The organism is Sphingomonas kyeonggiensis (assembly GCF_014204495.1).
GTDB classification, from domain to species: Bacteria; Pseudomonadota; Alphaproteobacteria; order Sphingomonadales; family Sphingomonadaceae; genus Sphingomonas; species Sphingomonas kyeonggiensis_A.
Genome location: NZ_JACHLN010000004.1, coordinates 388,164 through 404,882 on the forward strand (window position 1 = coordinate 388,164; position 16,719 = coordinate 404,882).

Sequence of the window (16,719 nt, forward strand, 5' to 3'; positions counted from 1 at the left end):
AGACGGGCAAAGGATAGCGCAATGATTCACGCCTTCTTCCTGTCCTTGGGCCAGCTGTTCGACCGGCCGATACTGGCGGTCTTCGTGAAATCGGTGCTGTTGACCCTGGTCCTGTTCGCCGCGGCGAGCGTCGGCCTGTGGTTCGGCATGCACGCGCTGGCCGACTGGATCGCCGGATGGATGGGCGGCTGGAGCGGATCGGACGCCTTTGCCGATATCGGCACGATCGTGCTGGTGGTCTTCTTCCACTGGCTGATGTTCCGCGCGATCGCCGTCGCCGTGATCGGCGTCTTCGCCGACGAAGTCGTCGCCGCGGTCGAGAAGAAGCATTATCCCGGCGCGCATGCCCAGGCGATCGACGTGCCGCTCGGTCGTTCGATCGCGATGGGCCTCGGCTCGGCGGTGCGGCTGATCGCGATCAACCTGCTGCTCTCGCCGCTCTACCTGCTCCTGCTGGTCACCGGCGTGGGCACCGCGCTCGCCTTCTTCCTGGTCAATAGCTGGCTGCTCGGCCGCGACCTGGGCGACATGGTCGCCGCCCGCCACATGCCGCGCGGCGACCTGCGCCGCTGGCGCGGGCGGACCAGCATGAGCCGCTTCGCGCTCGGCGCCGTGGGCACCGGGCTTCTGCTCGTCCCGATCCTGAACCTGGTCGCCCCGGTGCTGGGAGCCGCGATGGCCACCCATGCATTTCACCGCGGGAGGCGGGCATCGTGAAGAAACTCATCCTTATCGGCACCCTGGCGCTGGGCGCGTGCGGCGAAGGCGGCGTGATCCCGCCGCCGCGCGCCGGTTATGTCCCGGTGCCGAGCGCCCGGCCGACGCCGAGCACCGCGCCGATGCCGGCGAACCTCGCCGCGATCCAGGGCGCCACCGCCCCGCGCCTGATCGCCCGTTTCGGCAAGCCGCAGCTCGACGTCAGCGAGGGCACCGCCCGCAAGCTGCAATTCTCCGGGCCGATCTGCGTGCTCGACACCTATCTCTACCCGCAGAGCCGCGGCGAGCCGGTGGTCACCCATGTCGATGCCCGCCAGCGCGACGGCCGCCCGATCGACGAAGCCAGCTGCGTCGCGGCGCTCAGCGGAGCGCGGGCACGCTAGCTTCGGGAGCGAGCTTCCCCAAAGCCCATTCCGCCGCCTCGCGCACCGTCTCGTCCGCGTCCTCCAGCAGCGCCCGCACCGGCGCGACCAATGTGGCGTCCCCGCTGTTCCCCGCCGCGATCAGGCAGTTGCGCATCATCCGGTCGCGCCCGATCCGCTTGATCGGCGAGCCCGAAAAGACCTCGCGGAACCCCGCATCGTCCAGCGCCAGCAAGTCCGCGAGCGCCGGCGCGGTCAGCTCGGCGCGCGAGGTGAAGGCCATGTTGGCCTGCGCGGCATGGGCGAACTTGTTCCACGGGCACACCGCCAGGCAATCGTCGCAGCCATAGATGCGGTTGCCGATGCCTTCGCGGAATTCCTCCGGGATCGGCCCCTTGTGCTCGATCGTCAGGTACGAGATGCAGCGCCGCGCATCGAGCGTATAGGGCGCCGGAAAGGCATCGGTGGGGCACGCCGTCTGGCACGCGTCGCAGCTGCCGCAGGTGGTTCGCACCGGCCCGTCGGGCTCCAGCTCCAGCGTCGTGTAGATCGCCCCCAGGAACAGCCAGCTTCCATGCGAACGGCTCACCAGGTTGGTATGCTTCCCCTGCCACCCCAGCCCCGCCGCTTCCGCAAGCGGCTTCTCCATCACCGGCGCGGTGTCGACGAACACCTTGAGCTCCGCCCCTGGCGCCTCGGCGACCAGCCAGCGGCCAAGCTCCTTGAGCCGCCGCTTCATCACATCGTGATAGTCCTGCCCCTGGGCATAGGTGGAGATCCGCCCGATCCCGCCATGTTCGGCCAGCGCCAGCGGATCGCGCGCCGGGGCATAGCTCATCCCCAGCGAGATCACCGACTTCACCTCGGGCCACAGCCCTGCGGGCCGTTCGCGGTGATGCGCGCGTTCCTCCATCCACAGCATCGAGCCGTGGCGCCCTTCCTCGAGCCATTGCCGCAGCCGCTCGGCGGTCTTCGGCGCGGCATCGGCGCGCGCGATCCCGCAATCCGCGAACCCGATTTCCGCGGCTTTGGCCTTTATTAGGGCTTCGAGTGGCTTGTGTGCGTCCACACGGACCCGCTACCATCAAAGCCACACGGAAGGGGACTCTCATTTGACGAGCGAATTGGCCGTAAGCGCCCGGGGGCTGGTCAAATATTTCGGAGACAGGCGCGTCGTCGACGGCGTCGACATCGCTGTGCCCAAGGGCCTCGTCTACGGCGTGCTCGGCCCCAACGGCGCCGGCAAGACCACGACGCTGCGCATGCTGCTCGGCATCATCGAGCCCGACCAGGGCCAGCGCTCGATGCTCGGCTACAGCCATCCGCGCGATGCCAGCGACCTGGTCGGCTACCTTCCCGAGGAGCGCGGCCTCTATCCCAACATGAAGTGCCGCGAGGCGATCGCGTTCATGGGCGCCCTGCGCGGCCTGCCCTGGGCGACCGGGCGCAAGCGCGCCGACGCGCTAATGGACAATGCCGGGCTCGGCCACGCCAAGGACGAGAAGATCCGCAAGCTCTCCAAGGGCATGGCCCAGCTGGTCCAACTGCTCGGCTCGGTCGTCCACGAGCCCGACCTGCTCGTCCTCGACGAGCCCTTTTCCGGCCTCGATCCGGTCAACCAGGAGAAGCTCGAAAAGCTGATCCGCGCCGAGCGCGATCGCGGCGCGACGATCCTGTTCTCGACGCACGTCATGGCGCATGCCGAGCGCCTCTGCGACCATCTCTCGATCATCGCCGGCGGCAAGGTCCGCTTCGAAGGCACGGTCAACCAGGCCCGCGCGATGCTGCCGATGAAGGCGCACTACACCCCGCACCACAATGTCGAAGGCGCCGCCAGCCTGCTCCCCGCCGATGCCTTCCGCGAAGGCGATGGCTGGCGCTTCACCCTGCCGGAGAGCGGGATCGAGGCGCTGCTCGTCAAGCTGATCGACGGCGGCTACGGCGTCTCCGGCCTGTCGATCGAGCGGCCCGGCCTGCACGACGCGTTCGTCAGGATCGTCGGCGCCGATGCCCTCAAGGACGAGGAGGAAGCGGCATGAGCAAGTTCGCGCGCATGCTGCGCCAGGCGTTCACCGTCGCCCGGCGCGATTTCACCGCAACCGTCTTCACTCCCACCTTCCTGCTCTTCCTGCTCGCACCGGTGCTGATGATCGGCTTCGGCGCGGTCGGCGGGATCGGCGCCCAGTCGATCGTCGGCGACGATTCGCAGATGAAGATGGTGGTGATCGCCCCGCCCGCCCAGGCGCCGGTGCTGATCGAGACCGACCAGCAGCTCCGCACCCTCTTCCCGAAGAAGAGCGAGCTCGCCCCGCCACCGCTGACGATCGAGGCGCCCACCGCCGATCCGGCGGCCCAGGCCCGCGCCTATTTCGACAGCGACAAGTTCGATGCCGCCGCCGTGCTCTACGGCCCGCTCGACAAGCCCGAGATCCTCTACGCCCGTCGCGGCTGGACCGAGGCGCAGTACCTCACCCAGCTCGCCGAGCAGAGCCTGCGCGCCCAGAAGCTCGGCAAGGCCGAACCGATCGCCACCGTCACCCAGACGGTCGTCCAGCGCGGCCAGGGCTCGCCCACCGGGCGCGGCCAGGCCGCCTCGATCGGCGTGTTCGCGATCTTCTTCCTCACCCTGTTCCTCTCGGGCCAGGCCGTCGGCACCATGGCCGAGGAGCGCTCGAACAAAGTGATCGAGATCCTCGCCGCAGCGGTGCCGCTCGAAAGCGTGTTCTTCGGCAAGCTGATCGGCATGTTCGGCGCCGCCGTGCTGTTCGTGCTGTTCTGGGCGACGGTCCTCATCAACGCGACCCGGCTGCTCCCGCCCGAAGTCGCCGGCAGCTTCCCGAGCCTGATCGCAGCGATCGGCGCGCCGACCTACGCGTTCCTGTTCATCGCCTATTTCACCATGTCCTACATGCTGCTCGGCGCCACCTTCCTCAGCATCGGCGCGCTCACCTCCACCCAGCGCGAACTGCAGATGCTGTCGCTGCCGATCACCATCTTCCAGATGATGATGTTCGGCCTGGCGCTCGCCGCCGCGAATCGCCCGGGCAACTGGGTCGAGACCGTGGCGCAGATCTTCCCGTTCAGCTCCCCCTTCACGATGATCGGCCTGGCCGGCAGTTCGCCGGTGCTCTGGCCGCATCTGCTCGCGCTCGCCTGGCAGGCGCTGTGGGTGGCGATCATCATCACCGTCGGCGCCCGCCTGTTCCGCCGCGGCGTGCTCAAGTCGGGAAGCCCCAAGCGGCGCTCGAAGATCGAGGCGACAACGTAGGCAAACTGCAAATCCCCCTCCCTGAAAGGGAGGGGTTAGGGGTGGGTCGATGACCGCGATACGGCCAGCACATCGCGCAAGGCTTCCGTATCGCCAGGCGCCCACCCACCCCCTGCCCCTCCCTTGCAGGGAGGGGAGTACCCCGCCCCCTATCACCTCTCACTATTGACACTTCTGTCAATTAGGTATTCCCTCTCCAAAAATGCAGGAGAGGCAGCATGGCTACGCTTGCGACGGAAACCGCGGCACCCGGCAGCATGAGCATCGATCCGCTCGACGTCAGTCGTCCCGAGCTCTACCGCGACGACACTTGGCACGCGCCCTTCCGCGAGCTGCGCGCCCGGGGCGGCATCCATTATCACGACAACACCGCCTTCGGCCCCTTCTGGTCGATCACCACCTACAAGCCGCTCGTCCAGGTCGAGTCGCTGCCCGACATCTTCTCGTCCGAGGCCGGCGGCATCACCATCGCCGACATGGCGGAGGGTGACATCAAGATGCCGATGTTCATCGCGATGGACCGGCCCAAGCACACCGACCAGCGCCGCACCGTCGCCCCCGCCTTCACGCCGAGCGAGATGGTGCGGATGACCGACAATATCCGGATGCGCACCGCCGAGATCCTCGATTCGCTGCCGGTGGGCCAGGAATTCGACTGGGTCGACCGGGTCTCGATCGAGCTGACCACCCAGATGCTGGCGCTGCTGTTCGACTTCCCCTGGGAAGAGCGCCGCAAGCTCACCTACTGGTCCGATTGGGCCGGCGACATCGAGATCGCCAAGGATCCGGTCCGCAAGGAGGAGCGCCGCCAGATCCTGTTCGAGTGCGCCGCCTATTTCGGCAATCTCTGGCAGGGCAAGGTCGGCAAGGAGCCGACGCCCGATCTGATCTCGATGATGATCCATTCGGACGCGATGAATCACATGGACCAGATGGAGTTCCTCGGGAACCTCATCCTGCTGATCGTCGGCGGCAACGACACCACCCGCAACTCGATGAGCGCCTATGCCTGGGGGCTCAACCAGTTCCCCGAGGAGCGCGCCAAGCTCGAGGCCAATCCCGGCCTGATCGGCAATGCCACGCAGGAGATCATCCGCTGGCAGACCCCGCTCGCGCACATGCGCCGCACCGCGACCCAGGATACCGAGCTCGACGGCCACAAGATCCGCGAGGGCGACAAGCTCGGCCTCTGGTACATCTCGGCCAATCGCGACGAGAGCGTCTTCGCGGATGCCGACAGCATCATCGTCGATCGCGAAAATGCCCGCCGCCACCTCGCCTTCGGCCATGGCATCCACCGCTGCGTCGGCGCCCGTCTGGCCGAGCTGCAGATCGGCGTGCTGATGGAGGAAATGGCCAAGCGCCGCCTGCGCGTGAACGTAACCGGCGAACCCGAGCGCGTCGCCGCCTGCTTCGTCCACGGCTACAAGAAGATGGCGGTGGAACTGAGCCACTATTGAGCCCGCCTTTGCCCACGCTTCTTTTTAATCGTCATCCCCGCGAAGGCGGGGATCCAGAGTGGCAGAGCGATTCCCTTCGTGACCCTGGATCCCCGCCTTCGCGGGGATGACGACTTGGGGGGGGCAGCGTCCTCCCTACCAACGGATACTGGACGCAGGCATGCCGCCTCCCCACATCCCTTCCATGGAAACCAACCGCCGCAGCTTCCTCACGATCGCCGGCCTCGGCGCCCTCACCGCAGCCTGTGGCGGAACGCCTGCCGAGGCGGCGCAGAAATTCCCGTTCACGCTCAGCGATGCCGAATGGCGCAAGCGGCTCAGTCCCGCCGCCTATCGCGTGCTCCGCCAGGGCGCGACCGAATACGCCTATTCCAGCCCGCTCAACAAGGAGCACCGCGCCGGCACGTTCACCTGCGCCGGCTGCGCGCTGCCCCTGTTCAGCTCGGCGACCAAGTTCGACAGCGGCACCGGCTGGCCGAGCTTCTGGCAGCCGCTTCCCAACGCGGTGGTCACCCGCGGCGACAACACGCTCGGCATGAGCCGTACCGAAGTCCTCTGCCGCCGCTGCGGCGGGCATCTCGGCCATGTCTTCGACGACGGCCCCCGCCCCACCGGCAAGCGCTACTGCATGAACGGCGTGGCGCTGGCGTTCGTGGCGAAGGGGTAGCCGAGTTCCCGCTGAACTGCTCCCCGGCGAACGCCGGGGAAGCGGATACGGCAATCCCAGCCGTCAGACACGAAAAAGCCCGGCAGTGCCGGGCTTTTCCAATTCCGATCCTGACCGACCAGATCAGCCCGCGTCGGGCATCTCGTTCTTGGCGTCGGCGATCACGTCGCTCATGTCGAGGTCGAGCGACGGCTTGAAATCGTCCTCGTCGAAGTCGCGCGGCGCGCCGCCCGAATAGATGAAGCCGTTGACCGGATAGACCGAGGTGCCGAGGCCGCCGACCGGCGCGAACCACACCTTCACTTCGCTCCAGTCGCCCGCGGCCGACACGTCCACCGCGCGGACGTTGCGCTCGATGCCGCCGGCGCGCGACCAGTTGGCATGGGTGAGCAGCACTTCGCGGTCGCTGACGATCTGCGAGACCATCGCGACATGGCCGAGCGGCATCTTCGAGGTGCGCTGGAACGACATCACCGAACCGACCTTCGGGGCCTCGCCGCGCTGGTAGCGGCCGGCGGCCTGGTTCCACCAGGTCCAGGCATTGCCGTGGATGTTCACGCCCGAGATCTCACGGGCATAGGGCGCGCACTGCCAGAAGGTACGGCCCTTGGCCGAAGCCGCCTGCGGGGCGGCCATCATCAGGGTGCAAACAGCCATCAGCGCAAAACGCGCTGCGAGAACACGGAAATTCATGGACCCCCCGGTCAGGAAGCAGTCAGGTGTTGAGTGCGACTGACCAGATCATAGGACGTAAGTATAGGCCTGCGGTTCACCGATCCGACGAACCGTTGCGACGAGCCGATGACTTGCAGATGAACGGCGATTCCGGGGGAACTTTGCCCCTGCCGGCGCCCCTGCCTTCCCCGCACACGCGAAGACGCCCGCGCCCGCCTCCGTACGAACCCCGATCCGGATACGCCCCGAATGGGCAATTTCCTGTCGCAAGGCCATCAGGTGGCGTGGTTTTCCACAAGCGCCCCTTCGGTTCATCGCATCGATGTTGCGCTGCGGAATCACTTGGTCTCCTATAATGAACAGGGGACGACGGCAGGTTAAGCGGCCCGTTAACCATATGGGCGCATGATCTGCTTTGGAGGGTCACGATTGGGGTGGGAGTTTTGAACGATGGGAGCACGAGCTAAACCGGCAGAAGGCGCGATGACGCTGGCCGAAATGAAGGAATTCGCGGGTTTCAGCGCCGCCACGCAGCGCTACATCCGCCGCTCGCTCGATATCGGGCTCGAGCGCGAGGACGCGATGCTCCGCTGGTCGCGCGACGTGGTCGAAGCCGCCAGCATCCGCGCCCAGGCCCATATCTATGAGCGCCTCCAGGAAGTCCGCGCGATGATCCCCGACGACAGCGACCTCGATTCGATCGAGCCGTTCCTGTCGCCGCTGGTCGCGATCGCCGCGTTCGACCTCAGCCAGGGCCGCCTCACCAGCTTCTCGGCCTTCCGCTTCCTCTACGAGCGGCTGATCGGCGCCGAAGTGCGCCCCTGGCTGCCCTCGGCTTTCTGCGCCGCCGCCGCCCTGCCGCACCTCCACCCGGACCTGCGCCGCAAGCTGCTCCAGTCGATCAGCGAAGCCGCCGCAACCGCCTCGGGCTGGTCGAACCGCCAGCCGAGCTTCTACCCGGCCTGGGTGGAGAAGGTGGACTCGGCCGCGCTGCCGAACTGATATTCCGGCGGGCTTGCCTAGCGGCAGGCCCGCCACCCCATCTCGCCGCGCTCGGCCTCGTCGAGGTGCAGGTGATCGCGGTGCGCCGCGTTATAGTCCGGCGACAGCACCGTCGAGAACAGCTTGCACGCCCCGGTGCGCACCTCGCGCAGGAACGCCGCCTTCTCGCCGCCCTCGCCCCAGTCCTTGAGCACGCTGATCCGCGTCCCGTCCGCCAGGCGAAAGCCCGCCACGTCGAGCGCATCCGCCGTCGCATGCTCGCTCCAGTCGCCGGCACTGCGCCCATATATCCGCCGGCACGAATAGCTGCCGAGATGCTCGATCTGCGCGACCTGCACCCCGAAATGCTTCTGCGCCGCCGGCTGGACGATCTCCCATTCCCACAGCGACAGCGCCGCCGCGACCGGACAGGAAGTGCCGGGATTGGCCGGACTCATCGCGATCCCGCGCGAGCCGCCCGCGGTCAATCGCACGCCGTCGCCATAGCCGCAGGCGGGATCGCTCCCCTTCACTTCGGGCAAAGCGGTGTAGCGCACGCCCGCCGCGCGCAGCAGCGCCCGGCATTCGGCATAATCGTCGCTCAGCCCCGCCAGCTTGCGCCCGGTGAACACCCCGATCGGCTGGCTCAGGTCGAGCCGCGTCCAGGGCAGGTCCTGCGGCCGCCCGCGCAGCACCGCCCAGCCGAGGAACAGCCCGAACAGCAGCACTGCCGCCAGGATCGTCCAGCCGATCGCCCGGCGCACCCGCTTCAAATGCGAACCGCGTCTTCCAGCCGCTGCGAAGTGATCGGATAGCCGAGGTCGTCGGGGATGCAGAGCCGCCGCTCGCCGTCCCGCTCCTCGATCCACGGCGTCACCGTGCGGATCGGATGCGCCCGGGCATCGGCCACCGCCGCGTCGAAGCTCGCGTACTGCGCCAGCCGGTCGAGGTTGCGGCGGGTCGGAAAGATGATGTGCGCCTCGCCCCGGTCCGCCGCGTCGAGCACCGCCCGGGCGCTCGCCCAGAACACCCGGACATTCTCGTTGCCGTCGACCAGCGGCTCGGCCCCCTTGGGCGCCCGCGCCAGGTAGAAGCGCGTGTCGAACACCTTGTGGTGCACGCCGGCCGGCAGCCAGCGCGAGAAGGGCACCAGCGCGTCGAGGTCGAGCGCCGCGCCCGCCTCGTCGAGCAATTCCCCCATCGCCTCGCCGGCATAGAGCCGGTCGCGCAGCGCCAGCATGTCGCCCGCCGGCGCCAGGCCCACCGCGACACCCGCTTCCTCCAGCGTCTCGCGGATCGCCCCGATCCGCGCGGCATTCTCGTCGACATCGCCCGCATGCAGCGCCGCCAGCGCGAAATCGCCCGGATCGACTCGCCCGCCGGGAAACACCAGCGCCCCGCCGGCAAACGACATCGCCGCCGCCCGCTCGACCATCAGCAGCTCGGGCGGCCCCTGCTCGGCCTCGCGCATCACGATCACGGTCGCCGCGGGAATCGCCTGTTCTTCGGTCATGGAGGAGAGTTTAGGGCGCGCTGGCGCAAATTACATCGTCATGCTGAACTTGTTTCAGCATCCAACCCACCCCCAGCGATACCGCCCGTGGAAAGTTGGACCCTGAAACAAGTTCAGGGTGACGGAACTACCAGCCCGCCACCTTCAACCGAACCTTCACCACCATATCCGACGACGTGATGAACAGCGTCTTCCCATCCTCGCCGAAGCAGCAATTCGCCGCCGCCTTGCCGGTGGAGATCACCCCCAGCTTCCTGCCATCGGGTGCGATCACCCAGATCCCGCCCGGCCCGCTGGCGAACAGATGGCCGCTCTTCGCCACCTTCATCCCGTCGGGCAGCCCCGGCAACTTCCTGGCCACCTCGGCCGAGAAATCGACGAACGGCACCAGCTCGGAGCTCGCCGAGCCATCCGCCGCCAGTTCGCAGGTATAGATCTTCGCCGCCTCGGGATCGGACTGGCTGACATAGAGCCGGTCGAATCCCGGCGACACGCCGATCCCGTTCGGCCGCTTCAGGCTCTTGTCGATCAGCGACACGTCGCTGCCGTCCGCATTCACCCGGTAGACCCCGTTGAACGCCAGCTGCTTGAGCGGCGATTCGTCGCCTTCGCTCAGGCCATAGGGCGGATCGGTGAAATAGATGATGCCGTTCCGCCCGGTCACCAGGTCGTTGCAGCTGTTGAACTTCTTGCCCTCATATTCGCCCGTGACGATCGTCTTCTTCTTCGTCGCCAGGTCCACCCGCGCGATCGCCCGGGTGCCCGAATCAGCCATCAGCAGATTGCCGCGCGCATCCAGGATCATCCCGTTCGATCCCGCCTCGCGCACCCCCGCCGGGATCGGCCCGGCCAGCCCCGAGGGTGTCAGGAACGGGCGTGCGCCATCGCCCGCCTTCCAGCGATAGGCGATGTTCATCGGCACGTCGGAGAAGAGCAGATAGCTGCCCTTCTTCACCCACACCGGCCCCTCGGTCCATTTGAACCCGCTGGAAATCACTTCGATCGGACTGTTCACATCGATCAGCGCATCCAGCCCCGGATCGAGCCGGGTGATGCGCCCGACCGCCTGACCCAGCGCCATACCGGGCACGAAAGGCAAGGCAGCCATGCCGGCCAGCAGGCTGCGGCGGGTCGTCTCGATCATCATTCTACTCCGTCACGCGAGCTGGATCGCCCGCCCTTCGCGCGCCGATCGATAGATCGCCTCGATCAGCCGCATGTCGCGCAAGCCTTCCTCGCCCGACGCCCGCAGGGGTATGCCGCTGAGCACGCTTTCCGCAAGATGATCGAGCTGCGCGACGAACTGGTTCTTGGCCGGCGGCGGCAGCATGACCTGCTCGGTCTTGCCGCTCGTCCGCGCCCACATCTGGTGCCCCGCATAGGACGTGGCCGGCTCCATCCCCACCCAGCCCTTGGTCCCGGTCACCCGGAAGGCGTTGTGGCCGGAGGAATAGCTCGACACGCAATTGGCGATCACGCCCGAGGGGAAGCGCATCTGCCAGTCGATCCGGTCCTCGACATTCCTGAAGCGCGGGTCGCTCCGGTCGGTGAACTCCATCGCGCTCACCGCCACCGGCTCCTCGCCCGCCAGGTATCGCGCCGCGTTCAGGCTGTAGATGCCGATGTCCATCATCGATCCGCCGCCCGACATCGGGCGATCGAGCCGCCACTGGTTGGGCTGGGCATAGAAGCCATGCTCGGCGGTGATCAGCGTCGGCCGCCCGACGAACCCGGTCTTCACCAGCTCGACCGCGCGGAGATTGTACGGCTCGAAATGGCAGCGGTAGCCGATCATCAGCTTGCGGTTGGCCTTTCTCGCCGCCGCGATCATCGCCTCGCATTCCGCCGAGGAGACCGCCATCGGCTTCTCGCACAGCACATGCTTGCCGGCCTGGCTGGCGCGGATCGAATATTCCGCATGCAGGCTGTTGGGCAGCACGACATAGACCAGGTCGATGTCGGGATTGTCCTTGATCCGGTCGTAGCTCTTGTAGTCGTACCAGTGCGTTCTGGGCACGCCGTACTGCGCGCCGAACTTCTCGAGCTTGGCCGGCGTGCCGCTCACCAGCGCCTTCAGCTCGGCGAACTCGCAACCGGCGATGCGCGGCAGGATCTGGTTGGTCGCGTAATTGCCCAGGCCGACGATCGCATAGCCCAGCTTGCGCTTGCCCTGCGCCCAGGCCGGCAGGCCCGCCACGCCGGTAATCAGCCCCGCGCCGATGCCACCCAGCACCCCGCGACGTGTTCCCATGATCGTCATTGCCCGGTTCCCTCTCCAATTGGCGAACGCCCAAGCCCGTCGCCGGCACGTCTTCCGCCGGTCGCTCCGCGTTAGCGCTATCATGGATGGCGGGAGGCGCCTAGGCAGCTACGACTTTGGTCGCATGGGCGCGTCCCCCTTCTCAATTCCCCTCCCTGCAAGGGAGGGGTTAGGGGTGGGTTAGAAAAGAGCGGGCTCGATGCCCGGTCTTTTCTTCTCTCGCAGGCCGACCGGCAGAGCTCGCTGCGCTCGCCACCCACCCCCTGCCCCTCCCTTGCAGGGAGGGGAGTTTCAAGGATTCCAGCCAGCTCCAAATCCTCCCCCGGAGGGGGAGGGGGACCGCCGGCGCAGCCGGTGGTGGAGGGGTAGCGCGCCCCAAGCGACACAGCCCGTGGAGAATACCCCTCCACCAGCCTGCGGCTGGTCCCCCTCCCCCTCCGGGGGAGGATTTGAAGCTCACCCGAACACCCCCCGGAACCGCGCATGCAGCCGCGCATGCGTCTCGCCCGCCCGCGCCAGCAGCCCGGCATCCGCCACCGCTTCCCGCCTGTCCGCCACGCGCAGCGCGGAGGGGTCGATCGGCGCCTCGACCATCACCGCCAGCCGGGGGCCGTAAACCCGTGGCGCCGCGCACAGCGCATCATAGTCCAGGAAGAATTGCCGCTCCTGCACCGCCGCCGGCGCCGCCAGCAGCGCGCGGTGCACCGCGTCCCACAGCCTCAGCCAGTAATCGACATGGCCGGCATCCTCGCCCGGCTCGGGCGCGCCGTCGAAGCGGAAGGGCCGCTGGTCGGCGCCGAACTCGTGATGCCCCAGCCAGCTCATGAACCGGCGCCGGAACGGGTCCTCCGCCGCCAGCGCCACCGCGCGCCGGTGCTGCGTCAACAGCGACAGCGCCTGTTGCAACGGTTCGCGGAACGGATGGAGCAGAACCGCGTCGGGGAAGCTGCTCGCCAACCCCTCCAGCCGCAGGATATTGTTATTGTTCTTAGATAGATAGCGCGTGCCGCCCTGGCTCAGCAGGACCAGACGCATATAGTCGCGGAACGCAGCAAGCGTCGCCTTTTCCGGGGCGATCGGCAGCAATTCGCGCCGCTTCAGGTAGCGATTGCCCTCGAACGCGCGCCAGAAAACCTCCTCGATCGCCTCCGGGCTGTCGAGATCATGGGTCAAACCGTCGCCATGGCCGCGTTCCCGGGCCTCGACATGCCGCTTGCCGCCCAGCCGCGCCCAGCTGTTGGGCGCAAGTGGAAACGGAAGTTGGCGATAGGCCGGGGCGGCAAAGTCGCCGCCCGCGTGCAGCAGCCGGGTGAGGATCGAGGTGCCCGCGCGCGCCAGCCCGGCGATAAACACTGGTCGCCTGATCTCCAGCGTTTTCAGCTGCTTGCCATGGAGTGCCCGCTCGATGTCGAACGTCGCTTCGAGCAGTGCGGGCGAGCCCAGGGCGATGCGGTGGAGGAGCTTGTCAGCGCGCCCGTACACGGCGAACCTGCCAGCGCAGCGCCGCATAGCCGAGGGTGAGCGGCATCAGTGCCAACTTCGACGTCCAGTCCGTCCGGAACGCGTCAACTTCAGGCAGCAAGGCGTTCAAAGCGAGCAGACCCAGAAGCGGCGAGGCGGTCGCCACCAGCAGGCCGCCGGCACGGACCGAATGCATGAACATCCGGCCTGAAAGGATACGCAGCGCCCGCTCCTTGCCCCATTCGGAAACGCCCCGCCTGGGGAGCAGCCGCATGGCATGCTGGCTGCAGGCGGCAAGCTCCTGAAAAGCCGGGACAAGCGGCAGGGCGCGGGCCAGTTCGAGCACCGCGATGATCGCGAGGAAGGCGAGGATCACCGGGCGCGCCCGCGGATGCGGCGGACCAGCCGCTTGACCGGGTACCACACGACCGAGACGATCGCGAGCAGGATCGAGCCGATCAGCCCGAAGGCGACGCCGATCGCGCCGAGACCAAGTCCGGGGCCGGTATAGGCCTGGGCGGCCAGCGGCGCCGTCAGCGCGAGCGCAAGCGACAGGAAACGAAGGGTTTTTACGAGCATTTTGCAGTCACCGTAGCTTGAATGGCCGGGCCATCGGTGGTGGGATCGAGGTAGCGCGCCCAGCTAAGGGCCATGCGCCGCTCGGCGGAATCGGCGGAGATGTACCGCCAGCGAAGGTCGCCCTGGGGAGACATGCGGACGAGGCGGCCCTGCTCGGTCTCCTCGATCATCGCATCGCCGCCGGGCAGCGGGGTGCCGCGGCCCTGGGCACGGGTGGCGATCCGGTTGACGGCGAAGCCCCTGTCCCAGGGCGAGCTGGTGTCGCCGCTGGAAAGATCGTGGACCAGCAAGCGGTTATGCCCGTTCACCCGCTCGTCCGGGTAGCCCATCAGCGTGTTGTTATCGAACACCGAGATGCGGTGGTCGTCGAGGATGCTGACATCGTGCTGGAAGCGCCACGGGCCGATCTTCCACCACAGGATCCTGCCGGTCTCGGGCCGGTAGAGCGCGATCAGCGACAGGTTGCGCAGGCTCAGGAACAGGTCGCCCTTCTTCCAGAAGCGCCCGTCCGCCATCGCCGGCTGGATGTCGTTGAGATGGAAGGGATCCTGCACATAGGGCCGCCCCCGCCACAGCCGCGCGAGGCCGTTGCGCTCGAGGATCTCGGCGATCCGGTCGACCTGCAGCAGCGCGCCCTCGGGCGAGACCTTGGCGACGCTGTCGTCCCAGAAATCGGCCTTAACCCCGGGCTCGCGCGGCACCGGGTAGCGATAGGGTACCCAGAGATTGCCGTCCGGGCCTTGCTCCGTCGAATGGGTGAAGATGCCGTCCAGCGACCAGAGCAGCTTGCCGCAGGCATCGTAGCGGGCGAGCGGCGAGCTGTCGTGCAGCACCAGGCTGCCGTCGGCGAGCAGCAGCGGGTGCATCAGCCGGTTGCGCGCGGCATCCTTGTCGCGGTGCACATCGGTGAGTTCGGAGGCGAATTTCGAGCGCGCATTGGCTGCGTCCACATCAGGCACGAAAGTGTGCACGGCCTGCCCATCGGAGAGGCGCAGGAGCTGGACGACCGAGCGCTTGCGCTTGGGATCGAAGGGCGAGATCAGCGCATAGCCGCTGTCGGTGAAGCCCGGATCGCGGGTGAAACCGCCCGGCAGCTTCTCGTAGCTGCCACCGAAATAGGGCGCGGGGCTCTTGAACATGCCCTTGATCGTGTCGGGCACGCGCGCCACCGCGATCGCTGCCCGCCCGACCGCGCCCGACTTCTCCCAGCCATCGACGATCGCGCCCATGCCGATCGCCGCAAGCGGCAAGAGCAGCAATACCAGGACGAGGCTCCACAGCGGCACCGGTCGCGCCAGCGCACGCTCGAGCACATTGGTCTCGCCCTTGATTTCAATATCTAAACTTCGATCCTGCCCCATGAACCCTCACAGCGTGTGAAGGAGTTCGACGGGATCGATGTCGGGGTGATTTCGCTTCTTCGCAGAAACGTTTCCGGTCTGTGGCCGTACTAGACGGGCAGCGTCACCACCGCGGAAAGTCCACCCTCTTCGCGGTTGCGCACGGTCAGGTCGCCGCCATGCGCGCGGGCGACGGCGCGGGCGCTGGCCAGCCCCAGCCCGATCCCGCCGGTGTCCCGGTTGCGCGAGCGCTCGCCCCGGAAAAAGGGTTCGAACACGCGGTCGATATCCTCGGGCGCGACACCCGGGCCGTCGTCGCGCACCTCGATCACCGCCTGGCCATCGGCCTGTGCCAGCGACACTTCGGCGCTGCCGGCATATTTGATCGCGTTGGTGACAAGATTGTTGAGCATCGCCTTGAGCGCGGGCGAATTCCCCTCGACCACCACCGGCTCGCCCGGGGCCAGCGTCACCGGCTCGCCCCGATCGCTCATGTCGTCGGTCACCGTCTCGGCGAGCGAGCGCAGGTCGAGCGGCTTGCGCACCCCCTGCTTGGTGGTGTCGCGCAGATAGGAGAGCGTCGCGGAGATCATCGCCTCCATGTCGCGGATATCGCCCTCGCACGCCCGCCGCAGATCGTCGGGCGCCGCCTCGAGCCGCAGCCCCAGCCGCATCAGCGGCGTCCGCAAATCGTGCGCGACGGCGCCGACCACGGTCGCGCGATCATCGACATAGCGGTTGAGCCGCGCCTGCATCCGGTTGAACGCGGCGGCGGCATCGGCGATCTCGGTGGGCCCGTCGATCGCGATCGGCGCGGCGCGCGGGTCACGGCCCAGCCGCTCGGCAGCGGCGGCAAAGGCACCGATCGGCTTCGCGATCCGGTGCGCCAGCGCCCAGGCAAAGGGCGCGACGGCAGCAGCGGAGACGATCAGCCACCACAGCACGAACCAGCGCCACGGCTCGAACGCCGAGCCGGTGGTGACGGTAACCCACTGGCCATCCGCCCCGCGATAGCCGGCGGTGAAGTCCCCCGTGATGATGACATCGCGCGCCGATTGCACCGTGGCCGGCGGCACCGGGCGCGGCACGCTGGCCCGGTCATAGGTCTTCTCGCGCGTCAGGATCGGGGTCGGGAAGCTGATGAGAACGCGCTCGACCGGCACGTTCATCGCCTTGGCCATGGCGATCTCGGTACGCTCGCCACGCGGATTCCAGGGCTGCTCGATGAAGTGATCGGACTTGGAGACCGAGAAATCGTCGTCGATCAGCTTGTTCTGCAGCGCATCGACCGCCTGGCCGACCGTGTAGAGCTTGGCCGTCGGGGTCTGCACCGCGATCAGCAGGGCGAAGTTCATCAGCTGCGTCACCGCGACGCAGACGACCATCAGTGCGAAGATCCGCAGGAACAGCGGCGATCCCGCCGCTCTGCCGCGCAA

18 protein-coding genes are annotated in these 16,719 nt (G+C 67.6%); 7 read left to right on the forward strand and 11 right to left on the reverse strand.

The window, feature by feature from the left end:
- The first annotated feature begins 21 nt into the window (after positions 1-21).
- On the forward strand, positions 22-717 hold the full coding sequence (locus tag HNP52_RS20955) for an EI24 domain-containing protein (RefSeq protein ID WP_184170237.1): 696 nt from the start codon (positions 22-24) through the stop codon (positions 715-717).
- The gene (locus HNP52_RS20960; RefSeq protein WP_311768525.1) at positions 714-1,100 is read left to right on the forward strand and encodes a hypothetical protein; all 387 of its coding nucleotides are present in this window, start codon (positions 714-716) and stop codon (positions 1,098-1,100) included. Before HNP52_RS20955 ends, HNP52_RS20960 begins: the two co-directional genes overlap by 4 nt.
- Here the strand turns inward: HNP52_RS20960 and queG are convergent.
- The gene (queG, locus tag HNP52_RS20965) at positions 1,078-2,148 is read right to left on the reverse strand and encodes a tRNA epoxyqueuosine(34) reductase QueG (protein ID WP_184170240.1); all 1,071 of its coding nucleotides are present in this window, start codon (positions 2,146-2,148) and stop codon (positions 1,078-1,080) included. The genes HNP52_RS20960 and queG overlap by 23 nt on opposite strands.
- Positions 2,149-2,191: 43 nt before the next feature.
- Between queG and HNP52_RS20970 the strand changes: the two genes are divergently transcribed.
- The 4 genes from HNP52_RS20970 to msrB all read left to right on the forward strand — a co-directional run bounded on the left by HNP52_RS20970 (position 2,192) and on the right by msrB (position 6,474).
- Entirely contained in the window at positions 2,192-3,118 is a 927-nt protein-coding gene (locus HNP52_RS20970) for an ABC transporter ATP-binding protein (protein ID WP_184170243.1), read from the forward strand.
- Positions 3,115-4,347, forward strand: a complete 1,233-nt coding sequence (locus tag HNP52_RS20975) for an ABC transporter permease (protein ID WP_184170246.1) — start codon at positions 3,115-3,117, stop codon at positions 4,345-4,347. Before HNP52_RS20970 ends, HNP52_RS20975 begins: the two co-directional genes overlap by 4 nt.
- Positions 4,348-4,565: 218 nt before the next feature.
- A complete protein-coding gene (locus tag HNP52_RS20980; protein ID WP_184170249.1) occupies positions 4,566-5,807 on the forward strand; it encodes a cytochrome P450 in 1,242 nt (413 codons plus the stop codon).
- A 184-nt stretch (positions 5,808-5,991) separates the two neighbouring features.
- Positions 5,992-6,474 carry a peptide-methionine (R)-S-oxide reductase MsrB gene (msrB, locus tag HNP52_RS20985; RefSeq protein WP_184170253.1) on the forward strand — a complete coding sequence of 161 codons (483 nt, stop codon included), beginning with the start codon at positions 5,992-5,994 and terminating at the stop codon, positions 6,472-6,474.
- 123 nt (positions 6,475-6,597) lie between these two features.
- On the opposite strand, the gene HNP52_RS20990 is transcribed toward msrB, so the two are convergent.
- Positions 6,598-7,167: a CHAP domain-containing protein gene (locus HNP52_RS20990; RefSeq protein WP_184170256.1), complete on the reverse strand. Its 570-nt coding sequence runs from the start codon at positions 7,165-7,167 to the stop codon at positions 6,598-6,600.
- Positions 7,168-7,599: 432 nt separating this feature from the next.
- Here HNP52_RS20990 and HNP52_RS20995 point away from each other — a divergent pair, with 432 nt between their 5' ends.
- Positions 7,600-8,151, forward strand: coding sequence for a hypothetical protein (locus HNP52_RS20995; protein ID WP_184170259.1), 552 nt, complete (start codon positions 7,600-7,602; stop codon positions 8,149-8,151).
- Between the two features lie 17 nt (positions 8,152-8,168).
- Here the strand turns inward: HNP52_RS20995 and HNP52_RS21000 are convergent, their stop codons facing one another.
- From HNP52_RS21000 to HNP52_RS21040, 9 genes are all read right to left on the reverse strand, one after another.
- On the reverse strand, positions 8,169-8,903 hold the full coding sequence (locus tag HNP52_RS21000) for an extensin family protein (RefSeq protein ID WP_184170262.1): 735 nt from the start codon (positions 8,901-8,903) through the stop codon (positions 8,169-8,171).
- Positions 8,900-9,643 (reverse strand): NUDIX domain-containing protein, encoded by a 744-nt coding sequence (locus HNP52_RS21005; RefSeq protein ID WP_184170265.1) that lies wholly within the window; start codon positions 9,641-9,643, stop codon positions 8,900-8,902. Before HNP52_RS21005 ends, HNP52_RS21000 begins: the two co-directional genes overlap by 4 nt.
- Before the next feature lie 127 nt (positions 9,644-9,770).
- Positions 9,771-10,787: an SMP-30/gluconolactonase/LRE family protein gene (locus HNP52_RS21010; RefSeq protein WP_184170267.1), complete on the reverse strand. Its 1,017-nt coding sequence runs from the start codon at positions 10,785-10,787 to the stop codon at positions 9,771-9,773.
- Between the two features lie 12 nt (positions 10,788-10,799).
- Positions 10,800-11,894: a Gfo/Idh/MocA family protein gene (locus HNP52_RS21015; protein WP_184170739.1), complete on the reverse strand. Its 1,095-nt coding sequence runs from the start codon at positions 11,892-11,894 to the stop codon at positions 10,800-10,802.
- Positions 11,895-12,359: 465 nt separating this feature from the next.
- A complete protein-coding gene (locus HNP52_RS21020; protein ID WP_184170270.1) occupies positions 12,360-13,385 on the reverse strand; it encodes a sulfotransferase in 1,026 nt (341 codons plus the stop codon).
- Positions 13,369-13,740 carry a hypothetical protein gene (locus HNP52_RS21025; RefSeq protein WP_184170273.1) on the reverse strand — a complete coding sequence of 124 codons (372 nt, stop codon included), beginning with the start codon at positions 13,738-13,740 and terminating at the stop codon, positions 13,369-13,371. Before HNP52_RS21025 ends, HNP52_RS21020 begins: the two co-directional genes overlap by 17 nt.
- Positions 13,737-13,943, reverse strand: coding sequence for a hypothetical protein (locus HNP52_RS21030; protein WP_184170276.1), 207 nt, complete (start codon positions 13,941-13,943; stop codon positions 13,737-13,739). The genes HNP52_RS21025 and HNP52_RS21030 overlap by 4 nt, the downstream gene beginning before the upstream one ends.
- A complete protein-coding gene (locus HNP52_RS21035) occupies positions 13,934-15,304 on the reverse strand; it encodes an arylsulfotransferase family protein (protein WP_184170279.1) in 1,371 nt (456 codons plus the stop codon). Before HNP52_RS21035 ends, HNP52_RS21030 begins: the two co-directional genes overlap by 10 nt.
- A gap of 89 nt (positions 15,305-15,393) precedes the next feature.
- Positions 15,394-16,719, reverse strand: coding sequence for a cell wall metabolism sensor histidine kinase WalK (locus HNP52_RS21040; protein WP_260396294.1), 1,326 nt, complete (start codon positions 16,717-16,719; stop codon positions 15,394-15,396).